This is a genomic window from Nocardia tengchongensis (assembly GCF_054781395.1).
In genome coordinates this window covers 17,026-36,309 of the sequence record NZ_BAAGUM010000009.1, presented here as the reverse complement: position 1 = coordinate 36,309, position 19,284 = coordinate 17,026, and the positions used below count along the sequence as shown (strand labels likewise).

The following is a 19,284-nucleotide window of genomic DNA, read 5'->3' as shown; positions in this document are numbered from 1 at the left end:
CTCTCCTTCACTCGACGGTCAGCACCACTTTGCCCACGGTCTGCCCCGACGCGACGATCTCATGCGCCTTCCCGGCCTGCTCCAGCGGCAGCGCCTCGGCGATGGTCGGGCGCAGCAGACCCGCGTCCGCCAACTCCGCGATCTGCTCCAGCGCAGCGTAATCCGGCTCCACCGAGACACCGGCGAGCCGCCGACCGGCCGCCTTGACGGTGGCCGCCAACGCCGGATTCGCATGTTCGAGGATGGTCACCAGCACACCGCCCGGCCGCAGCACCGACAGCGACCGCTCCCCGTCGGCGACGGAGTCGAAGACGATGTCGACATCGGACACCGCCTCGGTGAAATCCGTTGTCTGGTAATCGATCACCTCATCGGCGCCGAGTCCGCGCACGAATTCGTGCTTGCCGGCGCTGGCGAGCGCGATCACGTACGCGCCCTTCGCCTTCGCGATCTGCACGGCCAGATGCCCGACCCCGCCCGCGGCCCGATGGATCAGCACCCGATCCCTGGCCTTCACCCCCGCCTTGTCCACCAGTCCCTGCCACGCCGTCAACGCGGCCAACGGCAGCGCGGCCGCTTCGACGTGATCGAGCGACTCGGGCTTCCGCGCCACCTGACGCGAGGGCGTGGCCACATACTCCGCGTATCCCGTTGCGGCGCGCGGGAAGAACGGCATCCCGAAGACTTCCTCGCCGACCTCGTACCGCGCGCCGGGCCCCGCCGCCTCGACCACCCCCGAGATGTCCCACCCGACGCCGAAGAGCGGCTGTCCCAGCAACGGGAAGGCTCCCGACCGCACCGCGACGTCGACGGGATTGACCCCGCTGGCCCGCACCCGAACCAGCACCTCGCCCGACAACAGCTCCGGCTTGTCGATCTCCACGACCTCCAAGACCTCGGGCCCACCCAAGCTCTGCTGAATCACCGCACGCATGACCGTCTCCTCCGATGCTGTCTCCGGTTCGTCCGTCGAACCGAACATCGACAACGTTAGGCAGCATCACGAAGACTCTGAATGGCCTGGAATCTCGGTTTTTTATCCATGCGTATCGCCTCGCGGACGCAAAACAGGGCCGGGGATTTCTCCCCGGCCCTGTTTCGAGCGTTGGATCGTCAGGCGTTGGCGGCCGACTTCTCCTTTTCGCGCTGGAGCTCCAGCGCGATGTCGATCAGCTGGTCTTCCTGGCCGCCGACGAGCTTGCGCTGGCCGGCGCGGACGAGCATCTCGGCAGCCGAGACGCCGTAGCGCTCGGCCTGACGCTCGGCGTGGCGGAGGAAGGAGGAGTAGACGCCCGCGTAACCCATCATCAGGGCCTGGCGGTCGAGGAGGCACTCGCTCGGCATGGCCGGGCGGACGACATCCTCGGCGGCGTCGGTGATGGCGAAGAAGTCGACGCCGGTCTTGATGCCGAGCTTGTCGCAGACGCCGATGAACGCCTCGACCGGCAGGTTGCCCGCGCCCGCGCCGAAACGGCGTGCGCTGCCGTCGATCTGGGTGGCGCCCGCGCGCACGGCGTACACCGAGTTCGCGACCGCGAGGCCCAGGTTCTCGTGGCCGTGGAAGCCGACCTGCGCGTCGTTGCCGAGCTCGGCGACCAGGGCGGAGACGCGGTCGGAGACCTGCTCCAGCACCAGCGCGCCGGCGGAGTCGACGACGTAGATGCACTGGCAGCCCGCGTCGGCCATGATGCGGGCCTGCTTGGCGAGGTTCTCCGGGGTGGTGGAGTGCGCCATCATCAGGAAGCCGACGGTCTCGAGGCCGAGGTCGCGCGCCATGTTGAAGTGCTGGATCGAGACGTCGGCCTCGGTGCAGTGGGTGGCGATGCGGCAGATCGACGCACCGTTGTCCTGCGAGATCTTGATGTCTTCCTTGACGCCGACGCCCGGCAGCATCAGGAAGGCGATCTTGGCCTGCTTGGCGGTCTCGGCCGCGACCTTGATCAGTTCCTGCTCGGGGGTCTTCGAGAAACCGTAGTTGAACGAGGAACCGCCGAGGCCGTCACCGTGGGTGACCTCGATGACCGGCACACCGGAGTTGTCGAGGGCGGCGACGATGTCACGGACCTCTTCGACCACGAACTGGTGGCGCTTGTGGTGCGAGCCGTCACGCAGCGACGTGTCGGTGACCCGGACGTCCAGATCCGCGGAGAACGGCTTCAGAATGTTCGAATTGCTCACTGTCGGTTCTCCTTACACCCGAGCCGAGATGATCTGGTCGGCCAGCACATTGCCCACCTGGGTGGCGGCGGCCGTCATGATGTCGAGGTTGCCCGAGTACGGCGGCAGGAAGTCGCCCGCGCCCTCGACCTCGACGAAGATCGAAACCTTCGCCATGCCACCGGAAACCAGCGACGGCTCGTCGAACTGCGGCTCGTTGAGCAGGCGGTAACCGGGCACGTACTCCTGGATGGCCTTCTCCATGCGGTGCACCGACTCGGTGATCGCGTCGCGGTCGGCATCCTCGGGGATGGAGCAGAAGATGGTGTCGCGCATGATCATCGGCGGCTCGGCCGGGTTCAGGATGATGATCGCCTTGCCGCGCTTGGCGCCACCGATGTTCATGACACCGGCCGAGGTGGTCTTGGTGAACTCGTCGATGTTGGCGCGGGTACCGGGACCGGCGGACACCGAGGACACCGACGCCACGATCTCGGCGTAGTCGACCGGCACCACGCGGGACACCGCGTGCACCATCGGAATCGTGGCCTGGCCACCGCAGGTGATCATGTTGACGTTCATCTCGTCACGCAGGGTGTCGAGGTTGACCGGCGGGATGACGGCGGGGCCGACGGCGGCCGGGGTGAGGTCGATGGCACGGATGCCGGCCTCGGCGTACTTCGGCGCGTAGGCGCGGTGCACGTAGGCGGAGGTGGCCTCGAACAGCAGGTCCGGCTTCTCCGGCAGCGCCAGCAGCCAGTCCGCGCCCTCGGCGGAGGTCTCCAGGCCCAGGCCGCGGGCGCGCTTGAGGCCCTCGGAATCCGGGTCGATGCCGATCATCCAGCGCGGCTCGATCTTGTCCGAACGCAGCAGCTTGTACAGCAGATCGGTGCTGATGTTGCCGGACCCGACGATCGCGGCGGTGACTTTGCTTGCAGTCACGGCTTTCTCCTACTCAGGTGAGGTCTGTGTCAGTCGGGGCGGCGCTTACGCGAAACCCAGGTGGACGGAACCGAGTCCGGCGAACTCGGCGATGAACTCGTCGCCCGGGCGGGCGTCGATGGCACGGGTGCAGGAGCCGGGCAGCACGATGTCGCCCGCCTTCAACCGCACGCCGAACGAGGCGACCTTGCGGGCCAGCCACGCCACGGCGATGGTGGGGTCGCCGAGCACGGCGTCGGAGCGGCCCTCGGCGATGACCTCGCCGTTGCGGGTCAGCACGGCGTCGATGGCCTTGATGTCCAGCAGTTCCGGCGCGACGCGGGCCTGGCCGAGCACGTAGCCGGCCGAGGAGGCGTTGTCGGCGATGGTGTCGCAGAGGCCGATCTTCCACTCCTTGATGCGGGTGTCGATCAGCTCGATGGAGGGCGCGTAGGCGACGGTGGCCTTGCGGACGTCCTCTTCGGTGCAGTCCTCGCCGGGCAGGTCGGCGCCCAGGATGAACCCGACCTCGACCTCGACCCGGGGGTACAGGTACTTGGAGGTGTCGACCGGAACGTCTTCGTAGACTTCCATTTCCGCGAGCAGGTGCCCGTAGTCGGGTTCGTCGACGCCCATCATCTGCTGCATGGCGAGCGAGGACAGGCCGACCTTGTGGCCCACCACCTTCGCGCCGCCGGCGAACCGCTGCCGCATGTTGATGAGCTGGATCTCGTAGGCATCGACCACGTCGATCTCGGGGTAGCGCGCGACCAGCGGGTCGATCGGAGTCCGATCCCGTTCGGCCGCCGCGAGCTCGTCAGCCAGTTCCTTGCGAAGCGCGTCGGTCAGCACGCTGTGTTCCTTCCATCGGGGGTACCGGCCGGTGGCCCTACGGTAACGAGACTAGAAATTGAAACGAGTTTTTGTGAAGAACATCGCTTCAGCAGTCCCATCTGCCAGACCAACATAGACCAAACCAGGATTGATTCTATAACGTGTTCTACATGACTGATCGGGATTACGACGTGGTGGTGGTCGGCAGCGGTGCCGCCGGTATGTCCGCCGCCCTCACCGCTGCGCACCACGGTCTGCGCACGGTGCTCATCGAAAAAGCCGCTCATTACGGCGGTTCTACCGCGCGTTCGGGCGGTGGCGTCTGGATTCCCGGCAACAAGGTGCTGAAGGCGGCGGGCAAGGGCAACGACCTCGACGAGGCGCGGACCTACCTCTACAGCATCATCGGCGATGTGGTGCCCAAGGAGAAGATCGATACCTACATCGATCGCGGCGCCGAGGCGTTCGACTACGTCCTGGACCACTCCGCGCTGAAGATGACCTGGGTGCCGGGCTACTCCGACTACTACCCGGAGGCCCCGGGCGGCAAGGCGGACGGCCGCTCCTGCGAGCCCAAGCCGTTCAACCTGAAGGTGCTGGGCGCCGAGCGCTTCAACCTGGAGCCCCCCTACAGCAAGGCGCCGCTGAACGTGGTCGTCATGCAGGCCGACTACAAGAAGCTCAACCTGATCCGCCGCCACCCCAGCGGCATCCTGCGCGTGCTGCGTGTCGGCACCCGCTGGGCGTGGGGCAAGGCCACCGGCAAGGCGCTGGTCGGCATGGGCCAGGCGATCATCGCGGGTCTGCGCAAGGGCCTGCTGGACGCGAATGTGCCGGTGCTGCTGAACACTCCGCTCACCGGGCTGATCGTGGAGAACGGCGTGGTCACCGGCGTCGAGGCCACCGAGAATGGCGAGACCGTGCGGTTCAACGCCAAGTACGGCGTGATCCTGGGCAGCGGCGGCTTCGAGCGCAACGCCGACATGCGGCACAAGTACCAGCGTGAGCCCATCACCACCGAGTGGACCACCGGCGCCGAGGCCAACACCGGCGACGGCATCCGCGCGGGCATCGAAGCGGGCGGCGCGATCGACTTCATGGACGACTCGTGGTGGGGTCCGACGACCTTCCGCGGTGAAGGCAAGCCCTGGTTCTGCCTCGCGGAGCGCAACCTGCCCGGATCGATCATGATCAACACGCAAGGTCAGCGATTCGGTAATGAGTCCGCTCCTTACGTCGAGGCCGTGCACACCATGTACGGCGGCGAATACGGGCAGGGTGAGGGTCCGGGCGAGAACGTGCCCTGCTGGCTCGTGTTCGACAATCGCTACCGGTCTCGCTACATCTTCGCCGGATTGCAGCCTGGCCAGCGGATTCCGTCCCGCTGGATGGAAAACGACCTGATCGTCGTCGCCCCCACGGCAGCCGAGCTGGCCGAGAAGATCGGCGTCCCCGCCGACAACCTGGCCGCCACCATCGAGCGCTTCAACGGCTTCGCCGAGACCGGCAAGGACCTCGACTACCAGCGCGGCGACAGCGCCTACGACCGCTACTACGGCGACGAGACCATCAAGCCGAACCCGTGCCTCAACAAGCTCGAGGTCGGCCCGTTCTACGCGGTCAAGATGGTCCCCGGCGACCTCGGCACCAAGGGCGGTCTGGTCACCGACAACGACGCCCGCGTGCTGCGCGAGGACGGCAGTGTCATCGACGGCCTCTACGCCGCCGGCAACACCTCCTCCCCCGTGATGGGCCACACCTACGCCGGTCCCGGCGCGACCATCGGACCCGCGATCACCTTCGGCTACCTGGCCGCCCTCGACATCGCCGCCAAGGCGAAGAACGGCGCGCCGGTCACGGCCGACAAGGCGTCCTGAACCGTCCCAACCCGGTTCAGGATCGGGTTGGGCGCGAGTCGGGTCACGTCGAGTCCGCGCCCAACCCACCCACACACCCCGTCGTACCGCTCTATCCCGGCGGAGTGTGTGACCACAACTGAAGAACCCGGATCCGCCACCGCGAACGCTCTTTCCGGTGGCGGGTCCGGCGTATAACCACACGTAGAAGTGGAGCCGAGCGCGGTGAACGCGCTACCCGGTCAGCGGGCGCAGGCTTGCGGACTCGGCGGCCGCGTTGAACCATCGGATCCCGAGTGGGTCGCGATCACGAGGAGAACTTTTTCATGCCCATCGACTTGAGCGTGGCGCTCGGCGCGCAGATCCCGGCGCGCGAATTCAGCTGGTCGGCCAGTGACGTGCAGACCTACAACCTGGCGCTGGGCGCCGGCAACCGCTGGACCGACGCCGCCGAGCTGGCCTACCTCGACGACCGCGAGCCGGCCGTGTTGCCGTCCTTCGCGACCGTCGCGCCGTCCTTCCACGAGACCGAGCCGCCGAAGGTGAAGTTCGACGGCATCGACATCGACCTGGCCAAGGTCGTGCACGGCAGCCAGGAGACCATCGTGCACCGGCCGATCCCGGCCTCGGGCAAGGGCTCCATCTCCGGCCGCATCACCGAGATCTGGGACAAGGGCTCCAACGCCGTCATCTGGCGTGAGGACACCGCGGTCGGCTCCGACGGCGAGCCGCTGTGGACCTCGCGCTCCTCCATCTTCGCCAAGGGCGAGGGCGGCTTCGGCGGCGAGCGCGGCCCGAGCGCCAAGGCCGAACTGCCGGACCGGGCCCCGGATTTCGAGGTCCTCACCCCGACCCTGCCGCAGCAGGCGCTGCTCTACCGCATGTGCGGTGACCGCAACCCGCTGCACTCGGACCCGGAGTTCGCCCGCAACGCCGGCTTCCCGAACCCGATCCTGCACGGCCTGTGCACCTACGGCCTGGTCCTCAAGACCGCCACCGACACCGTGCTGGCCTCGGATGTCTCGCGCGTCAAGGGTTTCCGCGCCCGCTTCGCCGGCGTCATGTACCCGGGTGAGACGCTGCGCTCGCGCATCTGGCAGCAGGACGGCGAGCTGGTCATCGCGGTGACCGTGGTCGAGCGTGACGACGCCCCGGTCCTCGCGGACGTGGTGCTCACGCACTCCTGATCCCACCGAGCTCGAAGCGGGCCGCAACCGATATCGGTTGCGGCCCGTTGTCGTTCGGAGAGGGTCCGAAGAATGTTCAGGGCCCGGGGTTTTCGATCAACGCGGCCAAGCCGTCGAGGACCCGGGCGAGGCCGAATTCGTAAGCGTGGTCGGCGCTGTAAGCGCTGTCGTGCGCCTGCCCTGCGGCCTCGCCGACCCGGGCCGCCAGCGGGTAGCGGTCGGCGTCGAAGACGCGGGCCAGCAGCGGGGCCGCGCGTTCCCACCAATCACGGTCGGAGCGGCCGCTTTCCGCCGCGGCCGCGGCGCTGTCGATGGCCAGTTGAGCGGTCGAGGTGACGAAGCCCAGTACGTAGGTGAGGGCCGCGTCCATATCGAGGTCGGACAGGCCGAGACCGTCGAAGGCGCGCAGTTCGTGATCGTATTTCGCGGCCACGCCGGGGCCCAGGGGCGGCCGGGTGGTGGGCAGATAGGCGACCCACGGGTGGGCGCTCAGCATTTCGCGGTTCTCCGCCGCGATCGTGGAAACCCTTTCCCGCCAAGCCATTCCGGTCAGATCGTGGCGATTCATGCGCTGGTAGACCACATCGAGCATGAGGTCCAGCAATTCCGCCTTGCCGGGCACGTAGGTGTAGGTGGCCATGGGCGTGATGCCGAGTTTCGCGGCGACCGACCGCATGGTGAGGGCGGCCAGGCCCTCGGTGTCGGCGATCCCGAGGGCGGCCGCGATGACGGCCTCGATCGTGGTGCGTTGTTTGGGCCCGCGCCCGGAACCGCCGGATCCCGGTTCGCGCCACAGTAGTTCCAGCGTGCGCACCGGGTCTCCCGCACCGCTGCGTTCCCCGCTTCGTGCGGCCATTCGCGTCACCTCCGCCGCCGATCGTATCGATGTGATGGTCATCACTTTGCGACCCGTCCGGAATTTCCGTACAAAGTATAGCGTACTTAGTACAGAGATTATCGGCACCACCCAGGAGGACTCTTGAACATCACCGCTTCCGCGATCTCCCTGAACGTGCCCGACCCGACCACCTCCGCGCGGTTCCTCATCGACCACTTCGGGTTCACCGAGAAGATGTCGGCCGACGGCTTCGTGAACCTGACCCGGCCCGACGCCGGATTCGACGTCATCTACCTGCGCACCGGCCTGGGCAGCTTCAAGCCGGACCGCATCGCGGGCAGCGCCGGCCAGGGCCTGCTGGTGGTCTTCGTGGTCGACGACATCGACGCCGAATACGCTCGCGTCCAGGGCGAGGGCGTGCCCATCGTGACGCCCGTCGAGACCGAGCCGTGGGGCGAGCGGTACTTCCAGGCGCTGGATCCCAACGGAATCGTCATCCAACTGGTTCAGTGGGTCTGATCCGTGTCGATTCCGGCCCACCCCGATCGAGGAGTAGTCGAGGGACCGAAACAGGGCCCGCTACCCGAGAAGGAGATTCGACCATGCGAAGCCTCATCCTGATCCGCCTCGACCCCGCCGCGGCCCCCGAGGGCGGCCCCGACGACCAGCTCATGAAGGACATGAACGAGCTCATCGAGGAGATGACCAAGGCCGGGGTGCTGCTCGACACCGCCGGACTGCGTCCCCTCGAAGAGGGCACCCGGATCCGGCAGGCCGGCGGCACGCAGACCGTCATCGACGGCCCGTTCACCGAATCCAAAGAGATCGTCGGCGGCTACTGTCTGCTGCAGACCCGCACCAATGAGGAGGCGGTGGAATGGGCGCGCCGATTCCTGCGCGTGCACGGACCGGAGTGGGAGATCGGCGTGGAGGTCCGGCAGCTCGACGGCGAGGGCTGACCCCGCCATGACCGGCGAACTGCCGGCATGACCGGCGCGGGCACACCCGGGCACGCGGCGCGTCAGGCCGTCGAGGCGGCCTGGCGCATCGAGTGGCCGCGCCTGGTCGCCGCCCTGACCCGACTGGCCGGTGACATCGCCACCGCCGAGGAACTCGCCCAGGACGCGCTGGTCGCGGCGCTGGAACAGTGGCCACGCGACGGCGTCCCGCCGAATCCCGGCGGCTGGCTCATGGTGACCGCCAAACACCGTGCGGTGGACCGCATCCGGCGGGACGCGAACTTCGCGCGCAAGCTGGAACTGCTCGGCCGGGAGGCGATCACGGCCGAGCAGCCGCCCGGCGAGCCTGATTCGGCCATCACCGACGACCTGCTGCGCATGATCTTCACCGCCTGCCACCCGGTCCTGACGCCCCCGGCCCGGGCGGCGCTCACCCTGCGCATGGTGGGCGGCCTGACCACCACCGAGATCGCGCGCGCCTATCTGGTCCCGGAATCGACTGTGGCGCAGCGCATCGTGCGCGCCAAACGCACCATCGCGACCAAACGGATCCCGTACGAGGTGCCGGCGGGCCCGGAACTGACGCAGCGCCTGGACTCGGTGCTCGAGGTGATCTACCTGATCTTCAACGAGGGCTACGCCGCCACCTCCGGCGACCGCTGGGTGCGGGCCGAATTGTGCGAGGACGCAGTGCGATTGGCTCGCATACTCGCCGGGCTGCTGCCCGAGGAACCGGAGGCGCACGGGCTGGCCGCGCTGCTGGAACTGCAGGCGTCGCGAACCCCGGCCCGCAGCGATGCGGACAACGGATTGGTCTTGCTGGCGGATCAGGATCGGTCGCGGTGGAATCGGCTCTACATCCGGCGCGGATTCGCGGCGCTCGGCCGGGCGCACACGCTCGAGCGCGGCCGGGGGCGAGCGCCGGGCAGGTATGCGTTGCAAGCCGCGATCGCGGCGGTCCACGCGATGGCCCCGACCGCCGCGGACACCGATTGGCGGCGCATCGCCGGACTGTATGCGCTACTGGCCGAACGGTTTCCGTCGCCGATCGTGGAGCTGAATCGGGCGGTGGCGGTGGCCATGGTGCACGGGCCGGGCGCGGGGCTGGATCTGGTGGACAAGATCGCCGGGTCGGCTGTGCTGGCGGACTATCACCTACTGCACGCGGTCCGCGGGGATCTGCTGGAACGGCTGGGCCGGGCCGCGGAGGCGCGGGCCGCCTTCGAGCGGGCCGCCGAACTCACCGGCAATGAGATCGAGCGCGAATTACTGCTTCGCCGAGCCGATTCTGGGAGCGGCCCGACCGCCTGACCAGCGAATCGCCTCTGATCAGGTATTTCACCGCGTGTCGCTGACCCTTCCGACAATGCCGAAGGGCGTACGGTCGATTTCTGTTTGGAAGACGGATTGGTCTGTTTTTTCGTGAACGACACGGAAGGACCGAGCGTTGCCTGCTTTCCAGAACTCCCGCGGCCGCAAGCATCCCATCCGGGTCACCGCGCTCGGACTGCTGGTGGCGGCCCTCACGCCGCTCACCGTCGGCGTCGGCCAGGCCGACGCGCGCACCGAAGTCGCCAACCCCATCTCGGACACCGGCATTCCCGCCGCGCTCCCGGTGGATCCGGCTTCCCTGCTGCAACTGGTAGGCGCGGCCACCCGGTACTCCAAGCCGGCCCTGCAGACCATGTCCCGCTTCATGGTCCCGTTCAACCAATGGGATTCGTTCAACCAGATCATCACCCACGAGAGCGACTGGCAGGTCTTCGCGATCAACCCGTCCTCCGGCGCCTACGGCCTGCCCCAGGCCCTCCCCGCGCACAAGATGTTCAGCGAGGGCCCGGACTGGATGTTCAACCCGCTCACCCAGCTGCGCTGGGCCTATCGCTACATGGTCGATCGCTACGGCAGCCCGAACGCCGCGTGGGCGTTCTGGCAGGCCCACAACTGGTACTGATGAGCCTGCCCGTCCGCTGATTCAGCTCAACGCGGCCCGGAAGACCTCGGCCACCGGAGTGGTCGGGCGGCCCAGCAGCCGCTGCAGGTCACCGGAGTCGACGGCCAGGATGCCGTTCGCGATCCCGGCGTCGGCGTCGGCCAGCGCCGCGGCGTACCCGGCGTCCAGACCCGCGCCCTGCAGGGCGGCGGCGTAGTCGGCCTGCGGCAGGTCCTGGTAGCGCACCGGCTTGCCGGACACCTCCGAGATCACCTGCGCCAGTTCGGCATACGAGAGCGTCTCGTCGCCGCCGAGTTCGTAGACCTTGCCCTCGTGGCCGTCGGTGGTGAGCACGCGGGCGGCGGCCTCGGCGTAGTCGGCGCGGGCCGCGCCCGATACCTGGCCGGCGCCGGCCGCGCCGTGCAGCACGCCGCTCTCGACGGCGTGGGCCAGGCCGCCGGCGTAGTTCTCCCAGTACCAGCCGTTGCGCAGCAGGGTGGTCGGGATGGCGGCTCCGGCCAGCACCGCCTCGGTGCCGGTGTGCTCCTGCGCGAGGATCAGCGGATTGCGGTCGGCCTGCGGAATGCTGGTGTAGGCGAGCAGTCGCACGCCCGCGGCCTCGGCGGCGCGCAGCACGTTGGTGTGCTGGGCGACGCGCTTGCCGAACTCGTTGCCCGAGATCAGCAGGACCCGGTCGACACCCGCGAAGGCGCGCTCGAGCGCCGCCGGATCATCGAAACTCGCGACCCGCACCCCGACGCCGCGTGCGGCCAGATCGGCCACCTTGGCGGGATCGCGGACCACGGCGACCACGGGCTGCGACCCGTCCTTCAACAGCGCCTCGACGACCAGACGACCCAGCTGACCACTTGCTCCGGTGACTGCGACGGTCATGACTACCTCCAAGGTGGATGGAATGAACTGCTCTCTCGACGTGTACTAACTAATAGTAAGCACATCCCATTCCCGCACCGCTACCCGAATGACAGGTAATCTGAATCTCATGACCGCACGGCCTCCCGAACAGTCCTTCACGGACGACCCGACCCTGGAAGCCGACGTCTTCGCTCGCAACTGCGCCTCCCGCCCGGTCCTGCAGGACGTCGCCAGCCGCTGGGGCGTGCTCGCCCTGGCCGCCCTGCGCGAGGGCCCCTACCGGTTCTCGGCCCTGCGCCGGCGCGTGGACGGCATCTCCGAGCGCATGCTCTCCCAGACCCTGCAGACCCTGGAACGCGACGGCATGGTCAATCGCGAAGTCCAGCAGTCCATCCCGCCGGTCGTCGAGTACACCCTCACCGACCTGGGCGCGCAGGTCGCCGACCAGCTGTTCGGCCTGATCGACATCCTCGAATCCAATATCGCGAAGATCGAAGCGGCCCAGGCCGCTTACCACCGCCAGTAGGGAGCCGCATGTCCGCCGATACCGATCTGCAGTACCTGGAACGTTGCGTGGAACTGGCCGAGGAGGCCCTCGACGCGGGCGACGAGCCCTTCGGGTCACTGCTGGTCGACACCGACGGGAAAGTCCTGGCCGAGGACCGCAACCGGGTCTCCGGTGGAGACGCCACCCGCCACCCCGAATTCGAGCTGGCCCGCTGGGCCGCCGACCACCTCACCCCCGAACAGCGCGCGACCGCCACCGTCTACACCTCCGGCGAACACTGCGCCATGTGCTCGGCCGCCCACGCCTGGGTCGGCCTGGGCCGCATCGTCTACGCCGCCTCCACCGCCCAGCTCACCGACTGGCTCAACGAGTTCGGCGTCCCCGCGGGCCCGATCCGCCCCCTCGCCATCCAAGAGGTCGCCCCCGGCATCCCGGTCTCCGGCCCCTTCCCCGAACTCACCGACCGCGTCTACGCCCTCCACCGCCGCCTCCACCTGGCGAACTGACTCACGGCTCCACGAAAACGGCCCGGTGCCAGCGTGTTTCGCTGGCACCGGGCCGTTGCCGGTGGGGGGCCGGGCCCCAGACCCTTCGGAGTCAGAAGTTGATCATGTGGCCGGCGAGGCCGTGGATCGCTTCCTGGAGGGCTTCCGACAGGGTCGGGTGGGTGTGGACGTTGCGGGCCAGCTCGTTGACCGTCAGGTCCCACTTCTGGGCCAGGGTCAGTTCCGGCAGCAGTTCGGAGACGTCGGGGCCGATGAGGTGGCCGCCGATGAGTTCGCCGTACTTGTTGTCGGAGATCAGCTTCACGAAGCCCTGCGCGTCGCCGAGGCCGTGTGCCTTGCCGTTGGCGGTGAACGGGAAGGTGGCGACCTTCACGTCGTAGCCCTCGGCGCGGGCCTGCTCTTCGGTGAGACCGAAGGAGGCGACCTGCGGCTGGCAGAAGGTGGCGCGCGGCATCATCCGGTAGTCGCCCAGCGCCTGGGTCTCGGCGCCCGCGATGGTCTCCGCGGCCACCACGCCCTGCGCCTCGGCGACGTGCGCGAGTTGCAGCATGGCGGTGACGTCGCCGATGGCGTAGATGCCGGGGACGTTGGTGCGCATGAAGTCGTCGATCGCGATGGCGCCGCGGTCGGTGAGCGCGACACCGGTGTTCTCCAGGCCGTAGCCCTGCACGCGCGGCGCGAAGCCGACGGCCTGCAGCACCTTGTCGACGGTGACGGTCTCGATGGCGCCGGACTTGTTGTCCTTGATGGCGACGGTCACCTTGGAGCCGTCGTCGTCGATGGACTGCACGGCGGCACCGGTGGTGATGGTGATGCCGAGCTTCTTGTACGCCTTGGTGATCTCCTTGGAGACGTCGGCGTCCTCGTTGGGCAGTGCGCGGTCGAGGAACTCGACGATGCGGACGTCCACGCCGTAGTTCTTGAGGACGTAGCCGAACTCCATGCCGATGGCGCCCGCACCCACGATGAGGATGGAGCCCGGCAGGTCACGGGTGAGAATCTGCTCCTCGTAGGTAACCACGTTCGCGGACAGCGAGGTGCCCGGCAGCAGCTTGGTCTCGGTACCGGTCGCGATGATCACGTTGTCGTACGTGATCTCCTCGGTGCCGCCCTTGGTCAGCGCGACCGAGAGCGACTTCGGACCGGTGAACGTGCCCGTCCCGTCGAACTCGTCGATCTTGTTCTTCTTCATCAGGAAGTGGACGCCCTTGACCCGGCCGTCCGCGACCTTGCGGCTGCGGTCGAACGCCGCGCCGAAGTCGAAGGTCGCGTTACCCGAGATACCGAAGGTCTTCGCTTCCTTGGTGAAGATATGAGCCAGCTCCGCATTGCGCAGCAGTGCCTTGGACGGAATGCAGCCCACGTTCAGGCACACGCCACCCCAGTATTTCTGCTCGACGATCGCTGTTCGCAGGCCGAGTTGAGCGGCGCGAATCGCGGCGACATAACCGCCGGGACCAGCGCCGAGAACGACGACATCGTAGTGGGAAGTCACGGGTTCGAGACTAGACCTGTTGCCGGGTGCTCACTCAGCCATCCCCCGCCCAGGTGAGACGCGGGCCACGTGAAAGCGGTCACTCCCAGGATCCAGAAGCGACCGATCAGTTCGTCATGCTGGGCGAATCACCCCCGCCAGACCTGCCGGGCGACGCGCGCGAAATTGCCGCCGAAGACGGCCGCGCGGTCGTCGTCGGAGAACCCGCGGGCGGCGAGCGCCGCGTCCAGGCCGCGCACGCCCGAGGTGCCGAGCAGATCTTCCGGTGGCGTCCACTGCAATTGGCCGTACCGGGTGTACTCCTCGGAGTAGCTCTCCGGGTTGGTGGCCAGCTCGTTGTTGAAGTCGTCGGCGTCGAAGGAGTAGTCGGAGCCGACACCGATGTGCTCGATACCGACCAGTTCCGCCCCGTAGGCGATGTGGTCCGCCATCGCCTCCACCCGACCGGCGTGGTCGTCGGGCTCGTTGCGACCCAGGAAGATGCCGACGCCGTTGACGCCGATCACGCCGCCGGTGGCCGCGCACGCCTTGGCCTGCTCGTCGCCGATATTGCGCGGATGTGCCCACAGCGCCGCGAAATTCGAGTGGCTGTAGATCATCGGGACGCTGGTGGTCTCGGCGATGTCCAGGCCGGTGCGGCGCGAGCAGTGCGAGCCGTCGGCAAACACGCCCACCTCGTTGAGGGTGCGGATCAGGTCGCGCCCGTAGCCGGTGAGGCCGGTGTCCTCGGTGTCGAGGCAGCCGCAGCCGGCGGCATTGGCGTGGTTGTAGGTGGGCAGCAGCGAACGCAGGCCGAGTTCGTGGAACAGCTCGACATTGTCGAGGTCGCCGTCCAGCGGCCCGGCGTCCTCGAGGTCGAAGGCCAGCGCGATGGTGGCCTCGGACTCGGCGGTGGGCGTGACCGGCCAGGCGTCCTCGACGCTGTGCACCAGGCGGAACCGGCCGTCGGTCAACGCATCTCGCCGGAACTGGGTGACGAGTTCCAGCGACTCACGAGTGGTTTGCGGCGAATACCCGATATTCACCGACAGATACGAGCCCAGCGGATACCGCGTCAGCTCGGTCACGTCCGCGATCGGCAGCAGCGGCAGGCAGCAGTGTTGTTCCCACAACCGGGGCTCAGGCGACACGCCGCAATCCTACTGACGAGGCGCGGCTGTCACCGGCAACACGTTCGCGACCGGCGAACACCGGCCTGGGCAACAATGAGGGCATGACCGGTGTTGAAGCGGGCGTGACGGATCCCTACCTGTGGCTCGAAGAAGTCGAGAGCGAACGCGCGCTGAGTTGGGCGCAAGCACGGAACGCGGTGTCGAAGGAGCGTTTCGCGTCCACCGAGCGCTTCGGCGAACTCGAGGCGCGGGTGCTCGCCATGCTCGACACCGACACCCGCATCGCCTATCCGAGCCGGCGCGGCCCGTGGCTCTACAACTACTGGCGTGACCGCGAGCACCCGAAGGGGCTGTGGCGGCGCACCACCTTCGCCGAGTACGCGAAGGCCGAGCCGGACTGGGAGATCCTCATCGACCTGGACGCGCTCTCGGCGACCGAGGGCGAGAACTGGGTGTGGGGCGGCGCGGCGGTGAAGCGGCCGGAGCAGCGGCGCGCCCTGATCAGCCTGTCCCGGGGCGGCGCGGACGCCAAGGTGGTCCGCGAATTCGACATCGAGACAAAGACTTTCATCGAGCCCGCGGACGGCGGCTTCCACCTACCCGAAGCCAAATCCGATTTCGCGTGGATCGATCACGACACCCTGTACGTGGGCACGGATTTCGGTCCGGGCTCGCTCACCGACTCCGGTTACCCGCGGGTGGTGAAGCGCTGGCGGCGCGGAACCCCGTTGGCGGAAGCGGAATTCGTGTACGAGGGGCTGGCCGGTGACGTGGCCGTCTCGGCGGGCTACGACCGCACCCCCGGCTACGAGCGGCACTACCTGAGCCGCGCCACCGACTTCTTCAACGAAGAGGTCTACCTGCTCGAGTCCGGCGACAGCCGGCGTTTGATCGAGGCGCCCACCGACGCCACCGTGTCCTGGTTCCGGGACTGGCTGCTGGTACGCCTGAAGACGGCGTGGGAGGTGAACGGAACCACCCACCCGGCCGGCGCGCTGCTGGCCGCCAATTTCGAGGAATTCCTGTCCGGTGCACGCGATTTCGACGTGCTGTTCACCCCGGACCCGCACACCGCGCTGCACGGCTACAGCTGGACCGAGCATCATCTGCTGCTGGCCACCCTGCGCGACGTGCAGACCGAACTGCATGTGCTCACCCCCGGCCCGGACGGCTGGACCCGCGCCCCGCTGGCCGACGCCCCGGCCATGTCCACCACCACCGTCATGAACCTGGACCGGCTCGAGGGCGGCGACGAGTTCATGCTGTCCACCAGTAGTTTCACCAGTCCGGCCACGCTCATGTCGAGTTCGGTGGGCGGCGCGGTGGAGGTGCTGAAGCAGGAGCCCGCGTTCTTCGACGCCGACGGCATGGAGACCGAGCAGTTCTTCGCCCGTTCCGACGACGGCACCGAGATCCCGTATTTCGTGATCCGCCACCGTGATCGCCGGGGCACCCCGGGACCGACCGTGATGTCCGGCTACGGCGGTTTCGAGGTCTCCCGCCGCCCTGCCTACAGCGGCGCGGCCGGCATGGGCTGGCTGGAACGCGGCGGCACCTACGTGATGACCAATATCCGCGGCGGCGGCGAGTACGGCCCGGAATGGCACACCTCGGTGCTGAAGGCCAACCGGCACAAGGCGTACGAGGATTTCGCGGCCGTCGCCCGGGATCTGGTAGCGCGCGGCATTACCACGCACGAGCAGCTGGGCGCGGTCGGCGGCAGCAATGGCGGCCTGCTGATGGGCGTCATGCTGACCCGGTATCCGGAGTTGTTCGGGGCCATCGTGTGCCAGGTGCCGCTGCTGGACATGAAGCGCTATCACCTGCTGCTGGCGGGCGCCTCCTGGATCGCGGAGTACGGCGACCCGGACAAGCCGGAGGAGTGGGAGTACATCTCGAAGTACTCGCCGTACCAGAACACCAGCGCGGACCGGGCCTATCCGCCGATCCTGCTGGCCACCTCCACCCGCGACGACCGCGTGCACCCCGGTCACGCGCGAAAGATGGCCGCGCTGCTGGAATCCGAGGGCCACGACGTCTGGTACTACGAGAACATCGAGGGCGGCCACGGCGGCGCGGCCGACAACAAGCAGTCGGCGTTCCAGGCCGCGCTGATCTACGAGTTCTTCCTCCAGCAGCTGATGGACGGTGCCGTCCGCGGCGAGTGACCGCCACTAGGATTGCGACTGCTTAGTTCGGTTTTCGCCTTCCGAGCAAGGAGTCGACGTGGACACTCTGGACGAGCTGATCAACAGCACCGCCGCGGCCACCGGGCTCGACCCCGAGGACGTCCGCGCCTTCACCGCCACCGCGGAACGGCGCGAATACCCGGCCGGGGCGGTGCTGTTCCACGAGTCCACCCCGCGCGAGTGGGCGGGCATCGTGGTCGAGGGCGAGATCCGGATCACCTCGGGCCTCACCGGCCACGTCACCGAGCTGGCCCTGCTCGGCCCCGGCAGCCTGATCTCGGAGCTCGCGCTCGTCGACGACACCCCGCACACCGCTACCGGGCGCAGCGTCACCGGCGCGGTGGTGCTGACGGTGCCCCGGGAAACGCTGCGGGAACTCGCGGTCGTGCACCCGGATCGCTACTACCGCATGGTCTCCCGGGTCGCCCAGCTCGTCGCACACCGCATGCGCATGGTTTCCACCCAGCTGTCGGCGGCCATCGCGGCACAGCAGCAGCTGGGCGGCATTCGCACCGAACATGATTCGCTCGGTACCCGCGAACTGCCCGCCTCGGCGTACTACGGCGTGCAGACCCTGCGCGCGGTCGAGAATTTCCAGATCTCCGGCGTAAAGCTGCGCAGGTTCGGGCACCTGATCAATGCGCTCGCCCACGTGAAAAAGGCTGCGGCGCTGGCCAACGCGGAACTCGGCTCGCTCGCCCAGGCCAAGGCCGACGCCATCGTGGCGGCCTGCGACGAGCTGCTGGTCGGCCGGCTGCGCGAGCATTTCGTCGTCGACATGGTGCAGGGCGGCGCGGGCACCTCCACCAATATGAACGCCAACGAGGTGATCGCCAATCGGGGCCTCGAGATCCTGGGCCACCGCAAGGGCGAATACCGTTTCCTGCACCCCAACGACGACGTGAACCGCTCGCAGTCCACCAATGACGTCTACCCCACCGCGGTGAAGCTCGGCGTCTACCTGTCCCTGCAGGACGCCGCCGCGGCGCTGGGCGAACTGCAGAACGCGCTGCGCGCCAAGGCCGTCGAATTCGGCGACGTGATCAAGATGGGCCGCACCCAGCTACAGGACGCGGTACCGATGACGCTGGGCCAGGAATTCGGCGCGTACGCGGTCATGATCGGCGAGGCGATCAATCATCTCCAGCGCATCGGCGGGGACCTGCTCGCGGTGAACATGGGCGCCACCGCCATCGGCACCGGCATCACCAGCCCGCCCGGCTACGCGGAGCTGGTCACCGTCAAGCTGGCCGAGATCACCGGGCTGCCCATCACCCAGGCCGAGAACCTGGTCGAGGCCACCCAGGACTCCGGCGATTTCGTGGCCGTCTCGGCCACCCTCAAACGCGCCGCCGTGCAGCTGTCCAAGATCTGCAACGACCTGCGGCTGCTGTCCAGCGGTCCGCGCGCGGGCCTGGGCGAGATCAATCTGCCCGCCATGCAACCGGGTTCGTCGATCATGCCGGGCAAGGTCAATCCGGTGATCCCGGAGGTGGTGAACCAGGTCTGCTTCCAGCTCATCGGCTACGACATGACCGTCACCATGGCCGCCGAGGCCAGCCAGCTGGAACTGAACATGGCCGAACCGATCATGGCCTACGACCTCATGATGGGCACCATGATGCTGCGCAATGCCGCGGTCACCCTGACCAGCCGCTGCATCACCGGCATCACCGCCAACCGGGAGCACTGCCGGGATCTGGTGGCGCACAGCATCGGCCTGGTGACCGCGCTGGTGCCCAAGCTGGGCTACGAGCAGTCGGCGGCCATCGCGCAGGAGGCGTTGCACACCGGCGGCAGCGTCTACGACCTGGTGCTCGAGCGCGGGGCGATGACCAAGGCCGAGCTCGACGATCTGCTCAGTCCCGAGAACATGACCGCGCCGCGCGCGCGAACCACCTGACGGGGTCCCG

General features: G+C 68.0%; 18 protein-coding genes and 1 pseudogene. 11 read left to right on the top strand and 8 right to left on the bottom strand.

All coding sequences use genetic code 11. From position 1 onward, the window contains the following. Positions 1-7: 7 nt before the first annotated feature. From ACYVKL_RS23145 to ACYVKL_RS23130, 4 genes are all read right to left on the bottom strand, one after another. Complete coding sequence (locus ACYVKL_RS23145; RefSeq protein WP_379174307.1) at positions 8-934, bottom strand: NADP-dependent oxidoreductase; 927 nt, start codon at positions 932-934, stop codon at positions 8-10. A gap of 179 nt (positions 935-1,113) precedes the next feature. Then, positions 1,114-2,178, bottom strand: a complete 1,065-nt coding sequence (dmpG, locus tag ACYVKL_RS23140; protein ID WP_246598189.1) for a 4-hydroxy-2-oxovalerate aldolase — start codon at positions 2,176-2,178, stop codon at positions 1,114-1,116. Between the two features lie 12 nt (positions 2,179-2,190). Beyond that, on the bottom strand, positions 2,191-3,099 hold the full coding sequence (locus ACYVKL_RS23135) for an acetaldehyde dehydrogenase (acetylating) (RefSeq protein ID WP_213558314.1): 909 nt from the start codon (positions 3,097-3,099) through the stop codon (positions 2,191-2,193). A 45-nt stretch (positions 3,100-3,144) separates the two neighbouring features. Then, positions 3,145-3,930, bottom strand: a complete 786-nt coding sequence (locus ACYVKL_RS23130; protein ID WP_213558315.1) for a 2-keto-4-pentenoate hydratase — start codon at positions 3,928-3,930, stop codon at positions 3,145-3,147. Positions 3,931-4,082: 152 nt separating this feature from the next. On the opposite strand from ACYVKL_RS23130, the gene kstD reads away from it, so the two are divergent. Both kstD and ACYVKL_RS23120 read left to right on the top strand, forming a co-directional pair. Next, positions 4,083-5,789 carry a 3-oxosteroid 1-dehydrogenase gene (gene kstD, locus ACYVKL_RS23125; RefSeq protein ID WP_379174306.1) on the top strand — a complete coding sequence of 569 codons (1,707 nt, stop codon included), beginning with the start codon at positions 4,083-4,085 and terminating at the stop codon, positions 5,787-5,789. 305 nt (positions 5,790-6,094) lie between these two features. Beyond that, positions 6,095-6,955: a MaoC family dehydratase gene (locus tag ACYVKL_RS23120; protein WP_357198686.1), complete on the top strand. Its 861-nt coding sequence runs from the start codon at positions 6,095-6,097 to the stop codon at positions 6,953-6,955. A gap of 76 nt (positions 6,956-7,031) precedes the next feature. On the opposite strand, the gene ACYVKL_RS23115 is transcribed toward ACYVKL_RS23120, so the two are convergent. Beyond that, entirely contained in the window at positions 7,032-7,811 is a 780-nt protein-coding gene (locus tag ACYVKL_RS23115; protein WP_379174304.1) for a TetR/AcrR family transcriptional regulator C-terminal domain-containing protein, read from the bottom strand. A gap of 123 nt (positions 7,812-7,934) precedes the next feature. On the opposite strand from ACYVKL_RS23115, the gene ACYVKL_RS23110 reads away from it, so the two are divergent. From ACYVKL_RS23110 to ACYVKL_RS23095, 4 genes are all read left to right on the top strand, one after another. Beyond that, positions 7,935-8,312, top strand: coding sequence for a VOC family protein (locus ACYVKL_RS23110; RefSeq protein ID WP_379174303.1), 378 nt, complete (start codon positions 7,935-7,937; stop codon positions 8,310-8,312). 83 nt (positions 8,313-8,395) lie between these two features. After that, the gene (locus tag ACYVKL_RS23105) at positions 8,396-8,752 is read left to right on the top strand and encodes a YciI family protein (protein ID WP_379174302.1); all 357 of its coding nucleotides are present in this window, start codon (positions 8,396-8,398) and stop codon (positions 8,750-8,752) included. Between the two features lie 27 nt (positions 8,753-8,779). Further along, entirely contained in the window at positions 8,780-10,063 is a 1,284-nt protein-coding gene (locus ACYVKL_RS23100) for an RNA polymerase sigma factor (protein WP_379174301.1), read from the top strand. A 136-nt stretch (positions 10,064-10,199) separates the two neighbouring features. Beyond that, entirely contained in the window at positions 10,200-10,706 is a 507-nt protein-coding gene (locus ACYVKL_RS23095; protein ID WP_379174300.1) for an aggregation-promoting factor C-terminal-like domain-containing protein, read from the top strand. 21 nt (positions 10,707-10,727) lie between these two features. Here ACYVKL_RS23095 and ACYVKL_RS23090 read toward each other — a convergent pair whose 3' ends face one another. Continuing rightward, complete coding sequence (locus ACYVKL_RS23090) at positions 10,728-11,579, bottom strand: SDR family oxidoreductase (protein WP_379174299.1); 852 nt, start codon at positions 11,577-11,579, stop codon at positions 10,728-10,730. Positions 11,580-11,688: 109 nt separating this feature from the next. On the opposite strand from ACYVKL_RS23090, the gene ACYVKL_RS23085 reads away from it, so the two are divergent. Both ACYVKL_RS23085 and ACYVKL_RS23080 read left to right on the top strand, forming a co-directional pair. Continuing rightward, positions 11,689-12,087 (top strand): winged helix-turn-helix transcriptional regulator, encoded by a 399-nt coding sequence (locus ACYVKL_RS23085; protein ID WP_213558323.1) that lies wholly within the window; start codon positions 11,689-11,691, stop codon positions 12,085-12,087. A gap of 8 nt (positions 12,088-12,095) precedes the next feature. Continuing rightward, positions 12,096-12,575, top strand: a complete 480-nt coding sequence (locus ACYVKL_RS23080; protein ID WP_379174298.1) for a nucleoside deaminase — start codon at positions 12,096-12,098, stop codon at positions 12,573-12,575. A 91-nt stretch (positions 12,576-12,666) separates the two neighbouring features. Here ACYVKL_RS23080 and lpdA read toward each other — a convergent pair whose 3' ends face one another. Together lpdA and ACYVKL_RS23070 are read right to left on the bottom strand one after the other, a co-directional pair. Then, entirely contained in the window at positions 12,667-14,070 is a 1,404-nt protein-coding gene (lpdA, locus tag ACYVKL_RS23075; protein WP_357198704.1) for a dihydrolipoyl dehydrogenase, read from the bottom strand. A gap of 128 nt (positions 14,071-14,198) precedes the next feature. After that, positions 14,199-15,200, bottom strand: coding sequence for a dipeptidase (locus tag ACYVKL_RS23070; protein WP_379174297.1), 1,002 nt, complete (start codon positions 15,198-15,200; stop codon positions 14,199-14,201). Between the two features lie 83 nt (positions 15,201-15,283). On the opposite strand from ACYVKL_RS23070, the gene ACYVKL_RS23065 reads away from it, so the two are divergent. The 3 genes and pseudogenes from ACYVKL_RS23065 to aspA all read left to right on the top strand — a co-directional run bounded on the left by ACYVKL_RS23065 (position 15,284) and on the right by aspA (position 19,274). Further along, the gene (locus ACYVKL_RS23065; protein ID WP_379174296.1) at positions 15,284-17,350 is read left to right on the top strand and encodes a prolyl oligopeptidase family serine peptidase; all 2,067 of its coding nucleotides are present in this window, start codon (positions 15,284-15,286) and stop codon (positions 17,348-17,350) included. A 58-nt stretch (positions 17,351-17,408) separates the two neighbouring features. Continuing rightward, positions 17,409-17,741, top strand: a pseudogene (locus tag ACYVKL_RS23060) (cyclic nucleotide-binding domain-containing protein); the annotation flags it as partial. Positions 17,742-17,822: 81 nt separating this feature from the next. Next, on the top strand, positions 17,823-19,274 hold the full coding sequence (gene aspA, locus ACYVKL_RS23055) for an aspartate ammonia-lyase (RefSeq protein WP_379174310.1): 1,452 nt from the start codon (positions 17,823-17,825) through the stop codon (positions 19,272-19,274). The last annotated feature ends 10 nt before the right edge of the window (positions 19,275-19,284 follow it).

What these genes read in the sequence shown, in the direction of transcription:
- aspA (WP_379174310.1), top strand. Translation starts at nt 17,823, where the DNA reads ATGGTTTCCACCCAGCTGTCGGCGGCCATCGCGGCACAGCAGCAGCTG.
- ACYVKL_RS23065 (WP_379174296.1), top strand. Translation starts at nt 15,284, where the DNA reads ATGACCGGTGTTGAAGCGGGCGTGACGGATCCCTACCTGTGGCTCGAA.
- ACYVKL_RS23100 (WP_379174301.1), top strand. Translation starts at nt 8,780, where the DNA reads ATGACCGGCGCGGGCACACCCGGGCACGCGGCGCGTCAGGCCGTCGAG.
- ACYVKL_RS23090 (WP_379174299.1), bottom strand. Translation starts at nt 11,579, where the DNA reads ATGACCGTCGCAGTCACCGGAGCAAGTGGTCAGCTGGGTCGTCTGGTC.
- ACYVKL_RS23080 (WP_379174298.1), top strand. Translation starts at nt 12,096, where the DNA reads ATGTCCGCCGATACCGATCTGCAGTACCTGGAACGTTGCGTGGAACTG.
- ACYVKL_RS23115 (WP_379174304.1), bottom strand. Translation starts at nt 7,811, where the DNA reads ATGGCCGCACGAAGCGGGGAACGCAGCGGTGCGGGAGACCCGGTGCGC.
- kstD (WP_379174306.1), top strand. Translation starts at nt 4,083, where the DNA reads ATGACTGATCGGGATTACGACGTGGTGGTGGTCGGCAGCGGTGCCGCC.
- ACYVKL_RS23085 (WP_213558323.1), top strand. Translation starts at nt 11,689, where the DNA reads ATGACCGCACGGCCTCCCGAACAGTCCTTCACGGACGACCCGACCCTG.
- ACYVKL_RS23120 (WP_357198686.1), top strand. Translation starts at nt 6,095, where the DNA reads ATGCCCATCGACTTGAGCGTGGCGCTCGGCGCGCAGATCCCGGCGCGC.
- ACYVKL_RS23145 (WP_379174307.1), bottom strand. Translation starts at nt 934, where the DNA reads ATGCGTGCGGTGATTCAGCAGAGCTTGGGTGGGCCCGAGGTCTTGGAG.
- ACYVKL_RS23105 (WP_379174302.1), top strand. Translation starts at nt 8,396, where the DNA reads ATGCGAAGCCTCATCCTGATCCGCCTCGACCCCGCCGCGGCCCCCGAG.